This is a genomic window from Pseudomonas sp. LBUM1663 (assembly GCF_059695905.1).
Genome location: NZ_CP166792.1, coordinates 4238065 through 4259846, shown reverse-complemented (window position 1 = coordinate 4259846; position 21782 = coordinate 4238065). Strand labels below are relative to the sequence as shown.

At 59.6% G+C, this 21782-nt stretch carries 17 protein-coding genes; 1 reads left to right on the top strand and 16 read right to left on the bottom strand.

Annotation, left to right across the window (positions count from 1 at the left end; translation table 11 throughout):
• Window positions 1–12: 12 nt before the first annotated feature.
• The 16 genes from nuoH to ACA075_RS19495 all read right to left on the bottom strand — a co-directional run bounded on the left by nuoH (window position 13) and on the right by ACA075_RS19495 (window position 19983).
• Window positions 13–1020: an NADH-quinone oxidoreductase subunit NuoH gene (gene nuoH, locus ACA075_RS19570; protein WP_008146046.1), complete on the bottom strand. Its 1008-nt coding sequence runs from the start codon at window positions 1018–1020 to the stop codon at window positions 13–15.
• Window positions 1017–3731: an NADH-quinone oxidoreductase subunit NuoG gene (nuoG, locus tag ACA075_RS19565; RefSeq protein WP_497294742.1), complete on the bottom strand. Its 2715-nt coding sequence runs from the start codon at window positions 3729–3731 to the stop codon at window positions 1017–1019. Before nuoG ends, nuoH begins: the two co-directional genes overlap by 4 nt.
• Window positions 3732–3868: 137 nt before the next feature.
• Window positions 3869–5224: an NADH-quinone oxidoreductase subunit NuoF gene (gene nuoF, locus ACA075_RS19560; protein ID WP_150801504.1), complete on the bottom strand. Its 1356-nt coding sequence runs from the start codon at window positions 5222–5224 to the stop codon at window positions 3869–3871.
• Complete coding sequence (gene nuoE / locus ACA075_RS19555; RefSeq protein ID WP_497294740.1) at window positions 5221–5718, bottom strand: NADH-quinone oxidoreductase subunit NuoE; 498 nt, start codon at window positions 5716–5718, stop codon at window positions 5221–5223. The genes nuoF and nuoE overlap by 4 nt, the downstream gene beginning before the upstream one ends.
• A 2-nt stretch (window positions 5719–5720) precedes the next feature.
• Window positions 5721–7505: an NADH-quinone oxidoreductase subunit C/D gene (gene nuoC, locus ACA075_RS19550; protein WP_497294738.1), complete on the bottom strand. Its 1785-nt coding sequence runs from the start codon at window positions 7503–7505 to the stop codon at window positions 5721–5723.
• Window positions 7506–7577: 72 nt separating this feature from the next.
• Entirely contained in the window at window positions 7578–8252 is a 675-nt protein-coding gene (locus ACA075_RS19545; protein WP_010458867.1) for a NuoB/complex I 20 kDa subunit family protein, read from the bottom strand.
• Between the two features lie 10 nt (window positions 8253–8262).
• Window positions 8263–8676, bottom strand: a complete 414-nt coding sequence (locus tag ACA075_RS19540; protein WP_003223812.1) for an NADH-quinone oxidoreductase subunit A — start codon at window positions 8674–8676, stop codon at window positions 8263–8265.
• Between the two features lie 640 nt (window positions 8677–9316).
• Entirely contained in the window at window positions 9317–10642 is a 1326-nt protein-coding gene (gene aceA / locus ACA075_RS19535) for an isocitrate lyase (protein ID WP_033057066.1), read from the bottom strand.
• Window positions 10643–11141: 499 nt separating this feature from the next.
• On the bottom strand, window positions 11142–11903 hold the full coding sequence (locus ACA075_RS19530; protein WP_497294735.1) for a secretin N-terminal domain-containing protein: 762 nt from the start codon (window positions 11901–11903) through the stop codon (window positions 11142–11144).
• A 234-nt stretch (window positions 11904–12137) separates the two neighbouring features.
• A complete protein-coding gene (locus tag ACA075_RS19525; protein ID WP_497294733.1) occupies window positions 12138–12563 on the bottom strand; it encodes a GNAT family N-acetyltransferase in 426 nt (141 codons plus the stop codon).
• Complete coding sequence (locus tag ACA075_RS19520; protein ID WP_497294731.1) at window positions 12556–13725, bottom strand: ribosomal protein uL16 3-hydroxylase; 1170 nt, start codon at window positions 13723–13725, stop codon at window positions 12556–12558. The genes ACA075_RS19525 and ACA075_RS19520 overlap by 8 nt, the downstream gene beginning before the upstream one ends.
• Before the next feature lie 86 nt (window positions 13726–13811).
• Entirely contained in the window at window positions 13812–15182 is a 1371-nt protein-coding gene (gene purB, locus ACA075_RS19515; protein WP_497294730.1) for an adenylosuccinate lyase, read from the bottom strand.
• A 126-nt stretch (window positions 15183–15308) separates the two neighbouring features.
• Window positions 15309–15932, bottom strand: a complete 624-nt coding sequence (gene hflD / locus ACA075_RS19510; protein WP_497294729.1) for a high frequency lysogenization protein HflD — start codon at window positions 15930–15932, stop codon at window positions 15309–15311.
• Window positions 15929–17053, bottom strand: a complete 1125-nt coding sequence (gene mnmA, locus ACA075_RS19505) for a tRNA 2-thiouridine(34) synthase MnmA (RefSeq protein ID WP_010458889.1) — start codon at window positions 17051–17053, stop codon at window positions 15929–15931. The genes hflD and mnmA overlap by 4 nt, the downstream gene beginning before the upstream one ends.
• 59 nt (window positions 17054–17112) lie before the next feature.
• The gene (locus ACA075_RS19500) at window positions 17113–17559 is read right to left on the bottom strand and encodes an NUDIX hydrolase (protein WP_497294727.1); all 447 of its coding nucleotides are present in this window, start codon (window positions 17557–17559) and stop codon (window positions 17113–17115) included.
• A 198-nt stretch (window positions 17560–17757) separates the two neighbouring features.
• Complete coding sequence (locus tag ACA075_RS19495) at window positions 17758–19983, bottom strand: NADP-dependent isocitrate dehydrogenase (protein ID WP_497294725.1); 2226 nt, start codon at window positions 19981–19983, stop codon at window positions 17758–17760.
• A gap of 494 nt (window positions 19984–20477) precedes the next feature.
• Between ACA075_RS19495 and icd the strand changes: the two genes are divergently transcribed.
• Window positions 20478–21734 (top strand): NADP-dependent isocitrate dehydrogenase, encoded by a 1257-nt coding sequence (icd, locus tag ACA075_RS19490; RefSeq protein WP_010458895.1) that lies wholly within the window; start codon window positions 20478–20480, stop codon window positions 21732–21734.
• Window positions 21735–21782 lie beyond the last annotated feature (48 nt).

Below are 21782 nucleotides of genomic sequence, written 5' to 3'. Positions count from 1 at the left end.
GATTCTCTATCCTCACTGAGCCGCGACGGCGGGCGTGTTGAGCAACACGATCGCAGCGGTCACCAGCATGTTGACGAGGGTCAGCGGCAGGCAGAACTTCCAGCTGAAATCCATCACTTGGTCATACCGTGGGCGCGGGATCGAGGCGCGCAGCAGGATGAAGAACATGATGAAGAACGCGGTTTTGAGCGCGAACCAGATGAACGGGATCTGCGGCAGAATGCCGAACGGGCCGTGCCAGCCACCGAAGAACAAGGTCACCAGCAGCGCCGAAATCAACACGATGCCGATGTACTCGCCGACGAAGAACATGCCCCATTTCATGCCGGCGTATTCAATGTGGTAACCGTCGGCCAGTTCCTGCTCCGCTTCCGGCTGGTCGAACGGGTGACGGTGAGTCACGGCGACGCCGGCAATGAAGAAGGTCAGGAAGCCGAAGATCTGCGGAATCACGAACCACAGGTTCTGCGCCTGATATTCAACGATGTCACGCATGTTGAACGAGCCGACCTGGATCACGATGCCCATCAGCGACAGGCCCATGAACACTTCGTATGACACGGTTTGTGCCGAGGCCCGCAAGCTGCCCAGCAAGGCGAACTTGTTGTTACTGGACCAGCCGGCGAACAGCACCGCGTAGACCGACAGACCGGCCATGGCGAAGAAGAACAGGATGCCGATGTTGATGTCCGCCACACCCCAGGTCGGGGTGATCGGGATGATCGCGAAGGCAATCAGCAAGGCGCTCATGGCCACGACCGGTGCCAGGGTGAAGATCACCTTGTCGGCGAACGGCGGGGTCCAGTCTTCCTTGAAGAACATCTTGATCATGTCGGCCGCGATCTGGAACGCGCCGAACGGGCCGACGCGGTTCGGACCGTAACGGTCCTGCCAGAGGGCGAGCAGACGACGCTCGACCCAGCTCAGCAGCGCGCCGCACACCACCACGGCGAGCAGAATCACGATGGCCTTGAGGACCGCGATGATCACGTCAATCACTTCAGGCGTGAACCAGGTCATTGAGCTGCCTCCTGCAGACCGTCAACGGATTTGCCAAAGATCGCTGGCGGAATGCCGGCGATACCGGCCGGCAATGCGACCAGACCGGCACCCAGCTCTTCGCTGATGCGCAACGGCAGATGCAAGGTCTGGCCAGCAACGCTCAAGCTCAGCAGGGCGCCGTCATTGACGCCCAGGCGATCGGCTTCGGATTTGGCCAAAGCGACGTAAGCGGCCGGAATGCGTTCCTGAACCGGAGCGGCTTTCGAAGAGTTCTCTTCGCTGCCGAACAGGTGGAAGAACGGCACGACCTGCCAGGTGCCAGGTGCCGGGTTGAACGCACGCGGAACAGCAGCGAACCAGTTCAGCGAGTCACCGGTGCTTTCGATCAGGCGGGTGCCCGGGTCGCCAGCGCGGATGTGACCACCGACTTCGTCCTGGAACTTGTTCCAGGCTTGCGGCGAGTTCCAGCCCGGAGACCAGGCGAATGGCACTTGCTGACGCGGTTCGACCGAACCCGAGTAACCTTCCATGGAGAACGAGAACGCGGTGTCGTTATCCTGGGAAGTACGCGGTTCGTGCACGCTGATGTCAGCGCGCATGGCGGTACGACCGGAGTAACGCAGCGGTTCGCGCGCCAGTTTCAGGCCTTTGATACGGAACGCGGCGGACGGCGCAGCGTCGACGATGCGCGCCAGTTGCGGCGTGCTGGCGGCGACGGCTGCGGTGACGTGGTCCAGTTGGGTCCAGTCGATCGGCTGGTTCAACAGGGTGGAGCGCAGGGCATGCAGCCAGCGCCAGCCTTCGTGAACCAGGATGCTAGCGTCGAGGTAAGTCGGGTCGAAGACCTGAAAGAAGCGTTGAGCACGGCCTTCCTGGCTGACCAACGTGCCGTCGCCTTCAGCGAAGCTGGCGGCTGGCAGAACCAGGTGCGCGCGATCGCTGGTGGAGGTCTTCTGATGGTCCGCCACGATCACCACTTTCGCGGCGTTCAGTGCGGCATCGACCTTGGCTTTGTCGGTGCGGGTGTACAGATCGTTTTCCAGCACGACGATGGCGTCGGCTTTACCGTCGATCACCGCTTGCAGCGCTTCGTCGACCGAATTGCCACCGAGCATGGCCAGGCCAAGGCTGTTGGCCTCTGGCACGATCAGGCTGATGGAACCGTTCTTCTCGCGCAGCTTCAACGCTTTGGCGATGTTGGCGGCGGCTTCGATCAGGGCTTTGGAGCCCAGGGAAGTGCCGGCAATGATCAGCGGACGCTTGGCGGCGAGCAGGGCGTCGGCAATGCGCTTGGCCAGTTCGAGGGCTTCAGCGTCGAGGCCTTCAACCGCTGGGGCGCTGGCGTCGAGCGCGTGGGCCACGGCGAAACCGATGCGGGCCAGGTCGTCCGGTGCTGCGTGAACGCATTCTTCAGCGATATCGTCGAGCTTGGTTTCAGCCAGGCTGGCGATGAACAGCGGGTTCAGCGCGTGCTGACCGATGTTCTTCACTGCAGCGTCGAGCCAAGGCTGAACGCGCATGGCATCGGCCATGTCTTCGGCCTTGCCTTTGACCGATTGACGCAGGGACAGCGCCATACGGGCCGCGGTCTGGGTCAGGTCTTCACCCAAGACGAAGATCGCATCGTGGTCTTCGATGTCGCGCATGTTCGGGATCGGCAGCGGGCTGTCTTTCAACACCTGCATGACCAGACGAATGCGTTCCAGCTCGGCGGCTTCGATACCGGAGTAGAAGTGCTCGGCGCCGACCAGTTCGCGCAACGCATAGTTGCTTTCAAGGCTGGCACGGGGCGAACCGATACCGACAATGTTGCGACCGCGCAGCAGGTCAGCGGCTTTATCCAGCGCTTCGTCGACGCTCAGCTTGGCGCCGTTGGCCAGCAAAGGCTGACGCGGGCGATCTTCGCGGTTGACGTAGCCGTAGCCGAAACGGCCACGGTCGCACAGGAAGTACTGGTTTACCGAACCGTTGAAACGGTTTTCGATACGACGCAGTTCACCATAACGCTCGCCCGGGGAGATGTTGCAACCGCTGGAGCAGCCATGGCAGATGCTCGGCGAGAACTGCATGTCCCACTTGCGGTTGTAGCGCTCGGAGTGAGTCTTGTCGGTGAACACACCGGTCGGGCAGACCTCGGTGAGGTTGCCGGAGAACTCGCTTTCCAGGGTGCCGTCTTCAACGCGACCGAAGTACACGTTGTCGTGGGCGCCGAATACACCGAGGTCGGTGCCGCCGGCGTAGTCCTTATAGAAACGCACGCAACGGTAGCAAGCGATGCAGCGGTTCATTTCGTGGGAAATGAACGGGCCCAGTTGCTGGTTTTGGTGAGTGCGCTTGGTGAAGCGATAACGGCGCTCGTTGTGGCCGGTCATTACCGTCATGTCTTGCAGGTGGCAGTGACCGCCTTCTTCACAGACCGGGCAGTCGTGAGGGTGGTTGGTCATCAGCCATTCGACGACGCTGGCGCGAAACACTTTCGCTTCTTCGTCTTCGATGGAGATCCAGCTGCCGTCGGTGGCGGGGGTCATGCAGGACATGACGATCCGACCACGGGTGTCGTTGGCGTCGGTGTACTGCTTGACCGCGCACTGGCGGCAAGCGCCAACGCTGCCAAGGGCGGGGTGCCAGCAGAAATAAGGGATATCGAGGCCTAGCGACAGACATGCCTGTAACAGGTTGTCTGCCCCATCGACTTCGAGCTCTTTGCCGTCTACGTGGATAGTGGCCATGGTTCAAAGTTCTTCGTTGGCCCGGTGTCAGCGGGCGTGGCTAATGGAATCTTGTTATTCGCGTGAATCAACACAGCCGTTTACGGCGTCATCACACGACAAAGCGAAGGGCACGGACCCTTCGCTTCTTTAAGCGTTTACGCGCCGACTACGATCGGCCTTGCCAGAGGCGGGACGACGGCGCTGGTAGGCGCGATGCCGGCTTCGAACTCATGGCGGAAGTATTTGATTGCGCTGCCCAACGGCTCCACGGCGCCCGGTGCGTGAGCACAGAAGGTCTTGCCCGGGCCGAGGAAACCGACCAGACCCAGCAGGGTCTCGATATCGCCGGCTTGCCCTTCACCGTTCTCGATCGCACGCAGCAGCTTGACGCTCCACGGCAGACCATCACGGCACGGGGTGCAGAAACCGCACGACTCACGGGAGAAGAACTCTTCCATGTTGCGCAGCAGGGACACCATGTTGACGCTGTCGTCCACCGCCATAGCCAGTCCGGTACCCATGCGGGTGCCCACTTTGGCGATGCCGCCGGCATACATTTGTGCGTCGAGGTGTTCCGGCAACAGGAAGCCGGTACCGGCGCCACCTGGCTGCCAGCACTTGAGCGTGTAACCGTCGCGCATGCCGCCGGCGTAGTCTTCGAACAACTCGCGGCCGGTGACGCCGAACGGCAATTCCCACAGGCCCGGGTTCTTGACCTTGCCGGAGAAGCCCATGAGCTTGGTGCCCATGTCTTCGCTGCCTTCGCGCGCCAACGATTTGTACCAGTCCACGCCGTCGGCAATGATCGCCGGCACGTTGCACAGGGTTTCAACGTTGTTCACGCACGTCGGCTTGCCCCATACGCCAACGGCGGCAGGGAAGGGCGGCTTGGAGCGCGGGTTGGCGCGACGACCTTCGAGGGAGTTGATCAGTGCGGTTTCTTCACCGCAGATGTAACGCCCGGCACCGGTGTGGACGAACAGCTCGAAATCGAAGCCGCTGCCCAGGATGTTCTTGCCCAGCAGGCCCGCTGCCTTGGCTTCTTCCACGGCACGGTTCAGGTGCTTGGCGGCGGTGGTGTATTCGCCACGCAGGAAGATGTAGCCACGGTAGGTTTTCAGCGCGCGAGCACTGATTAGCATGCCTTCGATCAGCAGATGGGGCAGTTGCTCCATCAGCATGCGGTCTTTCCAGGTGTTCGGTTCCATCTCGTCCGCGTTGCACAGCAGGTAGCGGATGTTGATGGATTCGTCTTTGGGCATCAGGCCCCACTTAACGCCCGTGGGGAAGCCTGCACCGCCGCGACCTTTGAGGCCGGCGTCTTTCACGGTCTGGACGATGTCGTCCTGAGCCATGTCGGCGAACGCTTTGCGCGCAGCCGCGTAGCCGTTCTTGGCCTGGTATTCGTCGAGCCAGACAGCTTCGCCGTCGTCACGCAGACGCCAGGTCAGCGGGTGAGTCTCGGCCGAACGCTTGATGCGGTTGGCAGGACCGAAGGAAGTCAGGGTCATACGTAGCCCTCGAGCAATTTGGCAACGCTGGCAGGCTGCACATCACCGAAAGTGTCGTCGTCGATCATCAACGCCGGCGCCTTGTCGCAGTTGCCGAGGCAGCAGACCGGCAGCAGGGTGAAACGACCGTCGGCGGTGGTCTGACCCACGCCGATGCCCAGATTGCTCTGGATTTCGCTGACGACCGATTCATGGCCGCCGATGTAGCAGACCATGCTGTCGCAGACGCGAATGATGTGGCGGCCAACCGGCTGACGGAAGATCTGGCTATAGAACGTCGCCACCCCTTCAACGTCACTCGCCGGGATGCCGAGGATTTCGCCGATGGCGTAGAGCGCGCCGTCAGGCACCCAGCCACGTTCCTTCTGGACGATCTTCAGGGCTTCGATCGACGCCGCGCGCGGGTCTTCGTAGTGATGCAGCTCGTGCTCGATGGCCGAGCGCTCGGTTTCACTCAAGGTGAAACGGTCTGTCTGGATAAGCGTGCTATTCATGCTTAGCGGTCCACGTCGGCCATAACGAAATCGATACTACCCAGGTACGCGATCAAGTCCGCGACCATGCTGCCTTTGATCACCGAAGGGATCTGCTGCAGGTGCGGGAAGCTTGGGGTGCGAATCCGGGTGCGGTAGCTCATGGTGCCGCCATCGCTCGTCAGGTAATAACTGTTGATGCCCTTGGTCGCTTCGATCATCTGGAAGGATTCGTTGGCCGGCATGACCGGGCCCCACGAAACTTGCAGGAAGTGCGTGATCAGGGTCTCGATGTGCTGCAGCGTGCGCTCTTTCGGCGGCGGCGTGGTCAGCGGGTGATCCGCCTTGTACGGGCCTTCCGGCATGTTGCGCATGCACTGCTCGATGATCTTGATGCTCTGGCGCATTTCTTCGACGCGCACGATGCAACGATCGTAGGCATCGCCATTGACGGCCAGCGGCACTTCGAATTCGAAGTTTTCGTAACCGGAGTATGGGCGCGCTTTACGCAGGTCGAAGTCGCAACCGGTCGAACGCAAGCCTGCACCGGTGACGCCCCATTCGAAGGCTTCCTTGGTGTTGTAGGAGGCGACGCCGATGGTCCGGCCTTTGAGGATGCTGTTGTCCAGGGCGGCTTTCTGGTATTCGTCCAGACGCTTTGGCATCCACTCGACGAAATCTTTCACCAGTTTTTCCCAGCCGCGCGGCAGGTCGTGCGCGACGCCGCCGATGCGGTACCAGGCCGGGTGCAGACGGAAACCGGTAATGGCTTCGATCACCGTGTACGCCTTCTGACGGTCGGTGAACGTGAAGAACACCGGGGTCATGGCGCCGACGTCCTGGATGTAAGTCCCCAGGAACAGCAGGTGGCTGGTGATCCGGAAGAACTCGGCCATCATGATGCGGATGACGTCGACTTTCTCGGGCACCTTGATGCCGGCCAGCTTCTCGACCGAGAGCACGTAGGGCAGGTTGTTCATCACGCCGCCGAGGTAGTCGATACGATCGGTGTACGGGATGAAACTGTGCCAGGACTGACGCTCGGCCATTTTCTCGGCACCACGGTGGTGGTAACCGACGTCCGGCACGCAGTCGACGATCTCTTCACCGTCCAGCTGCAGGATGATGCGGAACGCACCGTGTGCGGAAGGGTGGTTGGGACCGAGGTTGAGGAACATGTAGTCCTCGTTCGCACCGGAACGCTTCATGCCCCAGTCTTCAGGCTTGAAGCGCGCGGCTTCTTCCTCAAGCTGTTGCTTGGCCAGCGTCAGGCTGAACGGGTCGAACTCGGTGGCTCGGGCCGGGAAGTCCTTGCGCAGCGGGTGACCTTCCCAGGTCGGCGGCATCATGATGCGGGTCAGGTGCGGGTGGCCGGCGAAATTGATGCCGTACATGTCCCACACTTCACGCTCGTACCAGTTGGCGTTTGGCCAGATACCGGTCACGGTCGGCACGCTAAGGTCGCTCTCGGACAAGGCGACCTTGATCATGACGTCACTATTACGTTCGATCGACATCAAGTGATAGAACACAGTGAAGTCGGCGCCGCTTGGCAGCCCTTGACGTTTGGTGCGCAGACGCTCGTCCACGCCGTGCAGGTCATAGAGCATGACGTACGGCTTGGGCAGGTTGCGCAGGAAGGTCAGGACTTCGACGAGTTTGGCGCGGGCAACCCAAAGCACCGGCATGCCGGTGCGGGTAGGCTGGGCGGTGAACGCCTCGGGGCCAAAACGGTTGTTCAGTTCGACGACCACATCCTGGTCGTCTGCCTTATAAGGCGGGATGTACAGAGCACTGCCTGTAGTCATGGTTATTTATCGCTTTCGGTCAACGTAAAGAATGAAGCCAGTTTCTCGTTCTATAAAAGAAGCAGATCTGGATCAGACTTCGTCGGGGCTGCGCAGGTTGGTGACTGCGATTCGCTGTTCGCGGCGCTGTTCCTTTTGCGAAGGCATCTCGGCGCGGTATACGCCTTGATCGCCGACGACCCAGGAAAGTGGGCGACGCTCCTGTCCAATCGACTCTTGCAAGAGCATCAAGCCTTGCAGAAAAGCTTCAGGGCGGGGCGGGCAGCCAGGCACGTAGACGTCCACGGGGAGGAACTTGTCCACCCCTTGAACGACGGAGTAGATGTCGTACATGCCACCGGAGTTGGCGCACGAACCCATGGAGATAACCCATTTAGGTTCGAGCATTTGCTCGTAGAGACGCTGAATGATCGGCGCCATCTTGATGAAGCAGGTACCGGCGATAACCATGAAATCCGCCTGGCGCGGCGATGCCCGGATAACCTCGGCGCCGAAGCGTGCGATGTCGTGGGGCGCCGTGAAGGCGGTGGTCATTTCCACGTAGCAGCACGAAAGACCGAAGTTATACGGCCACAGGGAGTTCTTCCGCCCCCAGTTGACTGTGCCGTTAAGCACGTCTTCGAGCTTGCCCATGAAGATGTTTTTGTGGACTTGATCTTCTAACGGATCGGAAACGGTTTCCCGTTCGCCAATCGGATACTGCTCGTTAGGAGCATCGGGGTCGATCCTGGTGAGATTGTATTGCATTGCCAAAGCCTCATTGTTTCAGCTTCGCCTGCCGCTTGCGACGAGCTTCCGGAGCCCAGTCAAGGGCGCCCACTCGGAACAGGTAGACAAGACCTGCCAACAGAATTGCTATGAAAACGAGAGCTTCGACGAATCCGGTCCAGCCGCTTTCGCGGACGGACACAGACCAGGCAAAGAGAAAGAGGGCTTCGATATCGAAGATCACGAAGAGCATCGCGACCAGATAGAATTTGGCTGAGAGCCGCAAGCGGGCGCCACCTGTAGGTAGCATGCCGGACTCGAACGGTTCGTTTTTGCTGCGACCCCAGGCTTTTGACCCGAGGAGGCTGGAGACGCCGAGCATGAAGGCGCAAAGGCCGACGACGCCCAGAAGGAAAATGGCAAAGCCCCAGTTGTGGGCCATGAGTCCTGTCGCTTCGGGCATGCTGGTAATCCTTAACAGAGAGCAAAGGTCTCTGAGCTTGAAAAGAAACAAAGCAGTGACGATATGTCGCAGCAATCAATCCCGCTGATTTTATGGCACAACACTCAGCAAGTAAAATTCCTATAGCGAAATTATTTATAGGAATAAGGACATGGCGCACCTCCCAAGGCCCGCAGCCCATGCGTTGCGGGCATTAGCCGGGTTTTCATCAATATTGTTTTGTCGGTGATGTAACGAACATAGTTGCGGCTAAATGATAATCAATATTATTTGGCGCGGTTTTTAAACTGTTTAACGGGTAGAGGAGTGGGAAGTTGCCTTATATAGCTGTTACTGCAAGTAGCGGCGATTCACGTTTTACCTCGGTTTTTTGCTCGCGGTACCGCTCTGGATCAATGTTTTTCCCACAATTTTTGGGTTGACTCGTTCCCTGTGGGAGCCGCGCTTGCCCGCGATGGCGGTGTGTCAGGTTCACAGATGTTGGCTGGCACACCGTCATCGCGGGCAAGCCCGGCTCCCACAGGGTTCTGTGGTGGGGATGAAATCGCGGGCAAAAAAACGCCCCGAACCAGTCGGGGCGTCAGATGTGCGACGTTGCGGTTAGCTTTTTACTCGATCCGCAACGGCCGTGTACTCAGTATCAGTGGAACTGTTCTTCTTCAGTCGAACCGGTCAGCGCGGTCACCGAAGACGAGCCACCTTGAATCACGGTGGTCATGTCGTCGAAGTAGCCGGTGCCCACTTCCTGCTGGTGAGCCACGAAGGTGTAGCCTTTCGAAGCGTCAGCGAACTCTTGCTCTTGCAGTTTCACGTAGGCAGTCATGTCGTTGCGGGCGTAGTCGTGCGCCAAGTTGAACATGCTGTGCCACATGTTGTGAATGCCGGCCAGGGTGATGAACTGGTGCTTGTAACCCATGGCGGACAGTTCGCGCTGGAACTTGGCAATGGTCGCGTCGTCCAGGTTTTTCTTCCAGTTGAAGGAAGGCGAGCAGTTGTACGACAGCAGTTGGTCCGGGTATTCCTTTTTGATCGCTTCAGCGAAGCGACGAGCTTCGTCCAGATCCGGCTTGGCGGTTTCGCACCAGATCAGGTCGGCATACGGAGCGTAAGCCAGGCCGCGAGCGATCGCCTGGTCCAAGCCTGCGCGTACTTTGTAGAAGCCTTCCTGGGTACGTTCGCCAGTCACGAACGGCTGGTCGTATGGGTCGCAATCGGAAGTCAGCAGGTCAGCCGCGTTAGCGTCGGTACGAGCCAAAATGATGGTCGGTGTGCCGGCAACGTCAGCTGCCAGACGGGCAGCGGTCAGCTTCTGTACAGCTTCCTGGGTAGGAACCAGTACCTTGCCGCCCATGTGGCCGCATTTTTTCACGGAAGCCAGTTGGTCTTCGAAGTGAACGCCGGCGGCGCCTGCTTCGATCATGCTCTTCATCAGCTCGTAAGCGTTCAGAACGCCACCGAAACCGGCTTCAGCGTCAGCTACGATTGGAGCGAAGTAGTCGATGTAGCCTTCGTCGCCCGGGCCTTTGCCGGCTTTCCACTGGATCTGGTCGGCACGACGGAACGAGTTGTTGATGCGCTTGACCACGGTTGGAACCGAGTCCACCGGGTACAGCGACTGGTCCGGGTACATCGATTCGGCGGAGTTGTTGTCCGCAGCCACTTGCCAGCCCGACAGGTAGATTGCCTGGATACCGGCTTTGACTTGTTGTACAGCCTGGCCGCCGGTCAGGGCGCCCATGCAGTTGACGAAATCTTTATCAGGACGGAAGGATGGCTTGGCGCCCTGGGTGACCAGGTTCCACAGCTTCTCGGCGCCCAGTTTTGCAAAGGTGTGCTCAGGTTGAACCGAGCCACGCAGGCGGACGACGTCAGCAGCGGAGTAAGCGCGTGTCACGCCTTTCCAGCGTGGGTTTTCAGCCCAATCTTTTTCGAGGGCTGCAATTTGCTGTTCGCGTGTCAGTGCCATGGAGATAAACCTCGTCGCATAGGTCTGGGGTGGAAAATTCCTGCTCATGCCGGTTACGCAATTCAAAGGTGCGTAAAAGGCTGCTCGCTGACCAGAAGCTTAGGTGGTCAAGTCGGATTCGGCGGGGATGGCGACGGGATGAACGATGGGCTCGAGGGGAAGTGAGCAGGTAAGGGCGAACTGGCGAGCGCATTCGGGCGTCGTGGGCCTTGGTACGAACTTCAGTGTGGAGCCGGGTTACCTAATTACGCTTCCGTCCCTCGGGACAACTTCGTTCCAGTCGGCAACCTCGTCAAACACACCTTGTGGGCGGTACAGACACGAAGCGGCTCGCGGGGTAGCTGCGAGCAGCGCCTCGAAGGCCCTTGCCAGGGCCCCTGATTAGCGGGAGCGAGGCCATCATGCCCTTGCTTTTTTCGATCGTCAAACGTTTTGTAGTGCTTTTTTTCAGGCACTACATCTTTGGTCTAATACGACTAATCAGTCAGTTTTCGGTGGTTTAGTCCAAAGTATCGACTTTCACCCGCAACGTCATGTCATCCCGGCCCTGAGTCGAGTAGCTGCGGGTCAGGCCCTGTTTATCGGCCTGAGTCTGGCGGTTCACGCCCGCCAGGGTGATCCACTCGCCCAGACGCCCCGTGACAGTTGTGTCGGTACTTTGCACATTCACTACATCGGGACGTTCCTGGCTCATACGGTCACGGTTAGTACTGATCGACAGGTGGACGATGTCGCCGGTGACGCTGGCGGTGACGTAGAACCCCTGGGTGACGTTGCGGTATTCAGTCTGGCTGCGCAGATCGCCGTAGGAATCGGTCTGGCTGCTGGTGAGCGGCACGCTCTGGCCGACTTGAATCAGCGCCGGTGCGCCTTCGCTGGCCTGAATTTGCTGGATGCCGCCATCGCGGCTGTCGGTGCTGCGATTGATGATGCGCGTCTGGCTTGGCTTGGCGCCGTTCACCGAATAACCCTGGTCGCCCTGGAAGTTATTTTCGTTGGTGTCGACGGTGATCAGCAGGCGCTTGGCAGCCACGTCGAGTTGGGTAACAAGAGCCTTAAGTTCGTCGATCTTGCGTTGATCCGCATTGACGATCAGCTGGTTGCCGTAAGCACTGACCTGGCCATCCTTGCCGATGAAATCCTGTGCCATCGGCAACATATCGGCACTGGTACGGTAGTTCAGGGGCACGATCTCGGTGGCCGCCATGGACGAAAAACTGCACGTCAGCAGCAGCGTGGTGAGCAGGGTGCGTAGGGACATATCCGTTATCTCCGACATCTTGAAGTGTTGATATTGCCAGTTTGTCGGCCCGGCGTGGGGCAAGTTGAATCGTAGACAGCAAAACGCCCCGGCATCCGGGGATGGCGGGGCGTTTTGTGGTGGTATTGTGAGCCTTTGTGGCGAGGGAGCTTGCTCCCGCTGGGGCGCGAAGCGGCCCCAAAATTTTGGGTCTGCTGCGCAGCCCAGCGGGAGCAAGCTCCCTCGCCACAGGTGTCAGGCCGAGTGACGCACCATGTCCACATGCGGAATCCCGGCTTCCAGGAACTCCTCACTGACCAGGCTGAAGCCCAGGCGCTGATAGAACGCCGTGGCCTGGACCTGTGCGCTCAGCATCTGCTGCTTCAACCCACGCTTCTCGGCTTCACCGATCACCGCTTGCATCAGCGCATCGCCGACTTTCAAACCGCGCCAGTCTTTGAGCACTGATACCCGGCCGATATGCCCATCGGGCAGCAGGCGGGCGGTGCCAATCGGAAAGTCGCCTTCGAAGGCCAGGAAATGCACCGCCGTTGCGTCATCGGCATCCCATTCCAGCTCAGGCGGAACGGATTGCTCGGCAATGAACACCGTCTCACGAATGCGCCGGATCTCGGCGTTGTCCTTTTGCCAGTCTGCGACACGAACGTGGATTTTATTCATCAGCAAACCCCAGGCTGCCCTGCTTGACCAGCTCGCACAGCAGGCCGCGGCCGTCTTCGTCGTTCAGCCAGTCACCGAGGTTGTCGGTGTGCAGGGCGTCGGCGGCGCAGATCAATTTCAGCAGCTCCCGCAGTTTGCCCGGCAGGTAACGGCTCTGGCCGCTGGCGAACAGCAGCAGGTCATCATCGACTTCAGACCAGGCTATGCGCGCGCTCGGGTTGCGGATCAGCACAGCGCCTTGTTCGAGGCTGGCGAGGAAGTCTTCTTCTTCGACTTCTTCCGGGCCGACCACCAGTTCCGGGTAGCGCGGCTCGGTCATGTACTGGCCGAACCAGGTCAGCAGCAGGCGCTCATCGCTCATGTGCTCGGCCAGCAACGCTTTCAGGCGATCGAGGGCGTCGTGCTGAATCTGGTGTGGATCGACCGCCGGCAGGGCGTCGGCATCGGTGTAGCGCTCTTCATCGGTCAGGAACTGGCTGAGGAAGTCGGTGAAGTGAGTCAGCACTTCAGAGGCGCTCGGGGCGCGGAAGCCGACCGAATAGGTCATGCAGTCATCAACCGCAACGCCACAATGGGCCAGGCGCGGCGGCAGGTAGAGCATGTCGCCCGGTTCCAGAATCCACTCATCAGTGGCTTCGAAGTCGGCGAGGATGCGCAGATCCGCGTGTGGCAGCAGCTTGCTCTCGGAGTCGCACATCTGGCCGATCTTCCAGTTGCGCTTGCCGTGACCTTGCAGCAGGAACACATCGTAGTTATCGAAGTGCGGACCGACGCTGCCACCCGGGGCGGCGAAGCTGATCATCACGTCGTCGACGCGCCAGCTCGGCAGGAAGCGGAATTGCTCCAGCAACTCGCCGACTTCCGGCACGAACTGGTCGACCGCTTGAACCAGCAGAGTCCACTCGGTTTCCGGCAACTTGCTGAATTCGTCTTCGGCGAACGGGCCGCGGCGCATTTCCCAAGGACGCTCGCCGTGCTCGATCACCAGGCGCGATTCAACTTCTTCTTCCAGCGCCAGGCCGGCCAGTTCGTCTGGATCGATCGGGCTTTCGAAATCAGGGATCGCCTGGCGGATCAGCAGCGGCTTTTTCTGCCAGTAGTCACGCAGGAATTCGCGCGCCGTGATGCCGCCCAGAAGTTGAAGAGGAATGTCAGGATTCATGTGTAACCTATTGAAAAAAAGTACTTTTCAGACGGGAATAAAAACGCCCGGCGCTGCCGGGCGTCTCAAAAGGGTAAAGCGGTCGATCAGATGCGTTTGGCTTGCTCTACAGCGTTACCGATGTAGTTCGCCGGGGTGAGCAATTTCAGCTCGGCCTTGGCGGCGGCTGGCATGTCCAGACCGTCGATGAAAGTTTGCAGTGCTTCAGGGCTGATGCCCTTGCCACGCGTCAACTCTTTCAGCTTTTCATACGGGTTTTCGATGTTGTAGCGGCGCATCACGGTCTGGATCGGCTCGGCCAACACTTCCCAGCACGCGTCCAGGTCAGCCGCAATCTTCTGGGCGTTGAGCTCCAGTTTGCTGATGCCCTTGAGGCTGGCTTCGTAAGCGATCACGCTGTGGGCGAAGCCGACACCGAGGTTGCGCAGAACGGTGGAGTCGGTCAGGTCGCGCTGCCAGCGGGAGATCGGCAGTTTGCTCGCCAGGTGCTGGAACAATGCGTTGGCGATACCGAGGTTGCCTTCGGAGTTTTCGAAGTCGATCGGGTTGACCTTGTGCGGCATGGTCGACGAACCGATTTCGCCAGCGATAGTGCGCTGCTTGAAATAACCCAGGGAGATGTAGCCCCAGATGTCGCGGTCGAAGTCGATCAGGATGGTGTTGAAGCGCGCGATCGCGTCGAACAGCTCGGCGATGTAGTCGTGCGGTTCGATCTGCGTGGTGTACGGGTTGAAGCCCAGGCCCAACTCGTCTTCGATGAAGGCGCGGGCGTTTTCTTCCCAGTCGATTTCCGGGTAGGCAGAGATGTGAGCGTTGTAGTTGCCGACAGCACCGTTGATCTTGCCCAGCAGCGGAACGGCAGCGACCTGAGCAATTTGACGCTCAAGACGGTAAACCACGTTCGCCAGTTCTTTGCCCAGGGTGGTCGGCGAGGCCGGTTGACCGTGGGTGCGCGACAGCATTGGAACGTCAGCGAAGCGGATGGCCAGTTCGCGGATGGCGTCGCAGGTCTGGCGCATCAGCGGCAGCATCACGTCATCACGGCCTTCGCGCAGCATCAGGGCGTGGGACAGGTTGTTGATGTCCTCGCTGGTGCAGGCAAAGTGGATGAACTCGCTGACTTTGGCCAGTTCCGGCAGCTTGGCCGCTTGTTCCTTGAGCAGGTACTCAATGGCTTTGACGTCGTGGTTGGTGGTGCGCTCGATCTCTTTGACACGCTCGGCGTGCTCCAGAGCGAAGTTGTCCGCCAGCGTGTTCAGCACCGCGTTGGCTTCGGCAGAGAACGCCGGCACTTCGCTGATGCCTGGGTGAGCGGCCAGGCGCTGGAGCCAGCGCACTTCAACCAGAACGCGAGCACGGATCAGGCCGTACTCGCTGAAAATTGGGCGCAGGGCCTGGGTTTTGCCGGCGTAGCGGCCGTCAACAGGGGAAACCGCAGTGAGCGAAGAAAGCTGCATGGGGTGTTCTCGGACAGTCGGGCAACGAAATGGGGCGCGTATCATACATGAAAAAATCCGCCGGTCCGTTGCCAACTGACCGGCGTATTACGCGTTACAGATCTGAATCAGTGTTGCGGGCGCGGTTCAGCTGCTGCGCATCAGCGGGTAAAGCTCTTTGAGCAACTTGCGACGGCTGATCACCAGCTGCCAGCGATGACCGCCCAACTGCCGCCACAGGCGCGCCGAACGAATCCCGGCCAGCAACAGGGCGCGGATTTTCGAGGCGTTGCTTGGTTGCTGCAGGTTGCGCATGTCGCCGTGGACCTGAATCCGTTGGCGCAAGGTGCTCAGGGTGTCTTGGTACAACGCACCGCAGGCCGCAATCACGTTTTCGTGGGCCGGGCCGAAGTGTTCGACCTGGGATTGAATCTGCGGCAAACGCTTGCCGATCACATCGAGCATGTCGTTGCGCTTGGCTAGCTGACGCTCCAGGCCCAGCATGGCCAGGGCGTAGCGCAGCGGTTCGCGCTGCAGGGTGCTCGGGTCGCGTTCCAGAGCGCCGATCAATGCGCGATAGCCTTCACGCAGATTGAGGTCGTCGCCGCCGTACACTTCCAGGGTGTCCTTAGGGTCGCGGATCAGCAGGCTGCCGAGCATGCAGGTCAGGCCGGCTTCGGTGGTCTGGCCGGTCTTGGCAATCTTGTCGACGAGGACGGCGGCGAGAAACACGCCGCCCAGCGCCGTCAGTTGCTCCTGAGTGGGGTTCATGCCTTGCTGCTCCATGGCTCTGCGACTTCAATCACGCCGCCGCCCAGGCAGATTTCACCGTCATAGAACACCACGGACTGGCCCGGGGTGACCGCGCGCTGCGGGTCATCGAAGGTTGCGCGATAGCCAGTGGCGGTTTTTTCCAGCGTGCAGGGTTGATCGCTTTGGCGATAACGAACCTTGGCGGTCAACTTGCGCGGCTCGGTCAGATCGATCGGGTTGACCCAATAGATGTCCGAGGCGAGCAGGGCGCGGGAGAACAGGTACGGATGGTCATTGCCCTGGCCGACGATCAGCTCGTTGTGTTCAAGGTCCTTGATCAGCACGTACCACGGCTCATCGCCGGCGTCTTTCAAGCCACCGATGCCCAGGCCCTGACGCTGGCCGATGGTGTGGTACATCAAGCCGTGGTGACGGCCGATGACTTCACCTTCGGTGGTCTTGATCTCGCCCGGTTGGGCCGGCAGATACTGCTTGAGGAAATCGCTAAAGCGGCGTTCGCCGATAAAGCAGATCCCCGTGGAATCCTTTTTCTTCGCGGTGGCGAGTTCGTGTTTCTCGGCAATCGCGCGTACTTCGGGTTTTTCCAGCTCGCCGACCGGGAACAGGGTCTTGGCGATCTGTTCACCGCCGACGGCGTGCAGGAAGTAACTCTGGTCCTTGTTCGGATCCAGGCCCTTGAGCAGTTCGGTACGGCCATCGATGTCGCGGCGGCGCACGTAATGGCCGGTGGCAATCAGGTCGGCGCCGAGCACCATGGCGTAGTCAAGGAACGCCTTGAACTTGATCTCGCGGTTGCAGAGGATGTCCGGGTTCGGCGTGCGACCGGCCTTGTATTCGGCCAGGAAGTGCTCGAACACGTTGTCCCAGTACTCGGCGGCGAAGTTGGCGGTGTGCAGCTTGATGCCAATCTTGTCGCACACGGCCTGAGCGTCCGCCAGGTCGTCCATGGCGGTGCAGTATTCCGTTCCATCGTCTTCTTCCCAGTTCTTCATGAACAGGCCTTCCACCTCATAACCCTGCTCGATCAGCAGGAGAGCGGAAACGGAAGAGTCCACGCCGCCGGACATGCCGACAATGACGCGCTTCTTTTGTGTGTCAGAAGGGGCTGGATCACGCATAGGGATTCAATGAGTGTCTTGAAAAAGGACGCGATTCTAACAGGCCGAAGCCCGCAAGGCTAAAGAGAAGGGCGGATCAGTTCGAGACCGAAGTGTTTGCCGTCCAGATAATCATCGATACAGCGGATGATCAGCTCACTGCGCCAGTTTGCGCGCTGTGCCAGCAGTTCGTCACGGGTTAGCCATTTGGCGCCGACAATACCGTCGTCCAGCTGATAATCGGGGTGATGTTTGAGCGGTTTGGCGGTGAAGCAGACGCGCTGGTAAGTCACGCCGTTGCTCGGGGCGGTGTAAAGGTAAATACCCACCACGCCGGTCGGTTCGACGTCCCAGCCGGTTTCTTCCAGAGTTTCACGTACGGCGGCTTCGATCAGGGTTTCGTCCGGGTCGAGGTGGCCGGCGGGCTGGTTGAGCACCGTTCGTCCGCCCTTGGATTCTTCGACCATCAGGAAGCGGCCGTTGTCTTCGACGATGGTGGCGACGGTGATGTGGGGTTTCCAGTCCATGAAGGTTCCTCAAATCCCAAAGGTTGAAACTCTATCCCTGTGGGAGCTGGCCTGCCAGCGATAGCGGCTTATCATTCAACACTGATGGTGACTGACTAATCGCAATCGCCGGCAGGCCAGCTCCCACAGGGTTTTTGCATTGTCTTCAAAAGCAGAAACCCCGGCACGGGGCCGGGGCTGCTTTGCATCCTTACAACCTTAAACCAGCGCAGCGATCGCGGCGTTGAAGGTGTTGCTTGGGCGCATGGCCTTGCTGATCAGCTCGGCATTGGCGTGGTAGTAACCGCCGATGTCCACTGGCTTGCCCTGAACGGCGTTGAGCTCGGCAACGATGGTTGCTTCGTTCTCGGTCAAGGTCTTGGCCAGTTGGCCGAACTGCGCTTGCAGTGCAGCGTCTTCGGTCTGGGCGGCCAGGGCCTGAGCCCAGTACAGCGCCAGGTAGAAGTGGCTGCCGCGGTTGTCGATGTTGCCGACTTTGCGCGATGGCGACTTGTTGTTGTCCAGGAACTGGCCAGTGGCCTGATCCAGGGTCTTGGCCAGCACCAGCGCTTTCGGGTTGTTGTAAGTAACACCCAGATGCTCGAGGGAGGCGGCCAGGGCCAGGAACTCGCCCAGTGAGTCCCAGCGCAGGAAGTTTTCTTCCAGCAGCTGCTGAACGTGTTTCGGTGCCGAACCACCAGCGCCGGTTTCGAACAGACCGCCGCCATTCATCAGCGGGACGATCGACAGCATCTTGGCGCTGGTGCCCAGTTCCATGATCGGGAACAGGTCGGTCAGGTAGTCGCGCAGTACGTTGCCGGTCACCGAGATGGTGTCCTTGCCTTCGCGGGTGCGCTGCAGGGTGAACTTCATCGCGTCGACAGGCGCCATGATCTGGATGTCCAGGCCGGCGGTGTCGTGATCCTTCAGGTAGGCCTGAACTTTCTCGATCACCACGCCGTCGTGGGCGCGCATCGGGTCCAGCCAGAAAATAGCCGGGGTTGCGCTTGCACGGGCACGGTTGACAGCCAGTTTGACCCAGTCCTGGATCGGCGCGTCTTTGGTCTGGCACATGCGGAAGATGTCGCCGGCTTCAACAGACTGTTCCAGCAGGGTGCGGCCAGCGCCGTCGGAAACCCGAACTACGCCGTTTGCCTTGATCTGGAAGGTCTTGTCGTGGGACCCGTACTCTTCGGCTTTTTTCGCCATCAGACCAACGTTTGGCACGCTGCCCATGGTGGTTGGATCGAAAGCGCCGTGCAGCTTGCAGTCTTCGATCACCGCCTGGTAGATGGTGGCGTAGCAGCGATCCGGGATCACTGCCTTGGTGTCGTGCAGCTGGCCGTCGGTGCCCCACATCTTGCCGGAGTCACGGATCATGGCCGGCATCGAGGCGTCGACGATAACGTCGCTCGGCACGTGCAGGTTGGTGATGCCTTTGTCGGAGTTGACCATGGCCAACGACGGACGAGCGGCGTAGACCGCCTGGATGTCCGCTTCAATCGCAGCTTGCTGCTCAGCTGGCAGGGCTTTGATGCGAGCGTACAGGTCGCCGATGCCGTTGTTCAGGTTGAAGCCGATCTGTGCCAGCACGTCAGCGTGCTTGGCCAGTGCGTCTTTATAGAACTCGGCAACGATCTGGCCGAACATGATCGGGTCGGAGACCTTCATCATGGTGGCTTTGAGGTGAACCGACAGCAGCACGCCTTTGGCTTTAGCGTCTTCGATCTCGGCAGCAATGAAGCTGCGCAGAGCGTTTTTGCTCATGACCGCGCAATCGAGGATCTCACCGGCTTGCACGGTGGTTTTTTCTTTCAGGACGGTGGTGGTGCCGTCTTGAGCGATCAGTTCGATTTTGACGGCGTCAGCGGCGTCGATCAGGGCAGCTTTTTCGCTGCCGTAGAAATCGCCGGTGCTCATGTGCGCGACGTGGGATTTGGAGTCCGCAGCCCAGGCGCCCATTTTGTGCGGGTGCTTGCGCGCGTAGTTCTTGACCGACAGCGGTGCACGACGATCGGAGTTGCCTTCGCGCAGAACCGGGTTCACGGCGCTGCCCTTGATCTTGTCGTAACGCGACTTGGCAAGCTTGTCGGCGTCGGTGGTCACGGTTTCCGGGTAGTCCGGCAGGGCGAAGCCCTGGGCCTGCAGCTCTTTGATCGCGGCTTGCAGTTGCGGAACCGAGGCGCTGATGTTCGGCAATTTGATGATGTTGGCTTCAGGCGTAACGGCCAGGTCGCCCAGTTCGGCGAGGTGGTCGGCTACGGCTTTGTCACCCAATTGCTCGGGGAAGCTGGCCAGGATGCGCCCTGCAAGAGAGATATCGCGGGTTTCCACGGCGATATCAGCCGAAGCGGTGAACGCTTCTACGATAGGCAACAGTGAATAGGTGGCGAGGGCGGGAGCTTCGTCGGTGAAGGTATAGATGATCTTCGAGCGGGTGGGCATATTCGGATTAACTCTCTCTTCTTTGCTAAAGCGTGCGCAGAAACTCGAGGGGCGCCGGGTAAGCGCGTTCGTTCAAAGTCATCCATGAGCCGAATGTCGAGGTTTCTTTGCGGTGATGTTGGGTGCATCGGTCGAGCGTCAAGCGGGTGGACTGCGGTAACAGTCCTGCTTTTTCGGGCCCAAAGCCTTGTAGTAGAAAGGTTGGCCGTCGTGACTCTGTGGTCAGCGGGCGGCATTATACATAGGTAGCTGGCAATCTGCCGATGGTTCATATGCAACGATTCTCGTCCATTGGTCTAAAGGTCGCAGGGGCGAGGGGGGCGTAGAGTCTTGCACCGTGCTTGAGTTTGGCGCTTTTCCCTTTGCTTTCAGGCTTGTACGTCGCGAACTGTGCAGCTTTGCGGCAGATGGTTGGAACATAGGGTTTGCGTGCCGATTTAACTGGGGTACGCTCGAACGAAGCCAGATGTTCAATCCAAACAATGGAGTTCAGCATGGGATACAAGAAGATTCAGGTTCCAGCAGTCGGCGACAAAATCACCGTCAACGCGGACCATTCTCTCAATGTTCCTAACAACCCGATCATCCCCTTCATCGAAGGCGATGGTATTGGCGTTGATATCAGCCCGGTCATGATCAAGGTTGTCGATGCTGCTGTTAAGAAGGCTTACGGCGGCGAGCGCAAAATTTCCTGGATGGAAGTCTACGCCGGGGAAAAAGCGACTCAGGTTTACGATCAGGACACCTGGCTGCCTCAGGAAACCCTGGACGCGGTCAAGGATTACGTGGTTTCCATCAAGGGCCCTCTGACCACCCCGGTCGGTGGCGGCATCCGTTCCCTGAACGTGGCCCTGCGTCAGCAACTCGACCTTTATGTGTGCCTGCGCCCGGTGCGCTGGTTCGAAGGCGTGCCTAGCCCGGTCAAGAAGCCAGGCGACGTTGATATGACGATCTTCCGCGAGAACTCGGAAGACATCTACGCCGGTATCGAATGGAAAGCCGGTTCGCCGGAAGCGACCAAGGTCATCAAGTTCCTCAAAGATGAAATGGGCGTCACCAAGATTCGTTTCGACGAAAACTGCGGTATCGGCATCAAGCCGGTTTCCCTGCAAGGCACCAAGCGTCTGGCGCGCAAGGCGTTGCAGTATGTGGTCGACAACGACCGCGACTCGCTGACCATCGTGCACAAAGGCAACATCATGAAGTTCACCGAAGGTGCCTTCAAGGAATGGGCCTACGAAGTGGCCGCTGAAGAATTCGGCGCGACCCTGCTCGACGGCGGTCCGTGGATGCAGTTCAAGAACCCGAAAACCGGCAAGAACGTCATCGTCAAGGACGCCATCGCCGACGCCATGCTCCAGCAGATCCTGCTGCGCCCGGCCGAATACGATGTGATCGCGACCCTGAACCTGAACGGCGACTATCTCTCTGATGCCCTGGCGGCAGAAGTGGGTGGTATCGGTATCGCACCGGGTGCCAACCTGTCCGACACCATTGCCATGTTCGAGGCGACCCACGGTACTGCGCCGAAGTACGCCGGCAAGGACCAGGTCAACCCGGGTTCCCTGATCCTGTCCGCAGAGATGATGCTGCGTCACATGGGCTGGACCGAAGCGGCAGACCTGATCATCAAGGGCACCAACGGCGCGATTTCCGCCAAGACTGTGACCTATGATTTCCACCGTCTGATGGAAGGCGCGAAACTGCTGTCTTCTTCGGCGTTTGGTGATGCGCTCATCTCGCACATGTAAACGAGTTCACGCACGACAAAAACCGCCCGATTCAGTGATTGAGTCGGG

What these genes read in the sequence shown, in the direction of transcription:
- nuoH (WP_008146046.1), bottom strand. Translation starts at nt 1,020, where the DNA reads ATGACCTGGTTCACGCCTGAAGTGATTGACGTGATCATCGCGGTCCTC.
- nuoG (WP_497294742.1), bottom strand. Translation starts at nt 3,731, where the DNA reads ATGGCCACTATCCACGTAGACGGCAAAGAGCTCGAAGTCGATGGGGCA.
- nuoF (WP_150801504.1), bottom strand. Translation starts at nt 5,224, where the DNA reads ATGACCCTGACTTCCTTCGGTCCTGCCAACCGCATCAAGCGTTCGGCC.
- nuoE (WP_497294740.1), bottom strand. Translation starts at nt 5,718, where the DNA reads ATGAATAGCACGCTTATCCAGACAGACCGTTTCACCTTGAGTGAAACC.
- nuoC (WP_497294738.1), bottom strand. Translation starts at nt 7,505, where the DNA reads ATGACTACAGGCAGTGCTCTGTACATCCCGCCTTATAAGGCAGACGAC.
- ACA075_RS19545 (WP_010458867.1), bottom strand. Translation starts at nt 8,252, where the DNA reads ATGCAATACAATCTCACCAGGATCGACCCCGATGCTCCTAACGAGCAG.
- ACA075_RS19540 (WP_003223812.1), bottom strand. Translation starts at nt 8,676, where the DNA reads ATGCCCGAAGCGACAGGACTCATGGCCCACAACTGGGGCTTTGCCATT.
- aceA (WP_033057066.1), bottom strand. Translation starts at nt 10,642, where the DNA reads ATGGCACTGACACGCGAACAGCAAATTGCAGCCCTCGAAAAAGATTGG.
- ACA075_RS19530 (WP_497294735.1), bottom strand. Translation starts at nt 11,903, where the DNA reads ATGTCCCTACGCACCCTGCTCACCACGCTGCTGCTGACGTGCAGTTTT.
- ACA075_RS19525 (WP_497294733.1), bottom strand. Translation starts at nt 12,563, where the DNA reads ATGAATAAAATCCACGTTCGTGTCGCAGACTGGCAAAAGGACAACGCC.
- ACA075_RS19520 (WP_497294731.1), bottom strand. Translation starts at nt 13,725, where the DNA reads ATGAATCCTGACATTCCTCTTCAACTTCTGGGCGGCATCACGGCGCGC.
- purB (WP_497294730.1), bottom strand. Translation starts at nt 15,182, where the DNA reads ATGCAGCTTTCTTCGCTCACTGCGGTTTCCCCTGTTGACGGCCGCTAC.
- hflD (WP_497294729.1), bottom strand. Translation starts at nt 15,932, where the DNA reads ATGAACCCCACTCAGGAGCAACTGACGGCGCTGGGCGGCGTGTTTCTC.
- mnmA (WP_010458889.1), bottom strand. Translation starts at nt 17,053, where the DNA reads ATGCGTGATCCAGCCCCTTCTGACACACAAAAGAAGCGCGTCATTGTC.
- ACA075_RS19500 (WP_497294727.1), bottom strand. Translation starts at nt 17,559, where the DNA reads ATGGACTGGAAACCCCACATCACCGTCGCCACCATCGTCGAAGACAAC.
- ACA075_RS19495 (WP_497294725.1), bottom strand. Translation starts at nt 19,983, where the DNA reads ATGCCCACCCGCTCGAAGATCATCTATACCTTCACCGACGAAGCTCCC.
- icd (WP_010458895.1), top strand. Translation starts at nt 20,478, where the DNA reads ATGGGATACAAGAAGATTCAGGTTCCAGCAGTCGGCGACAAAATCACC.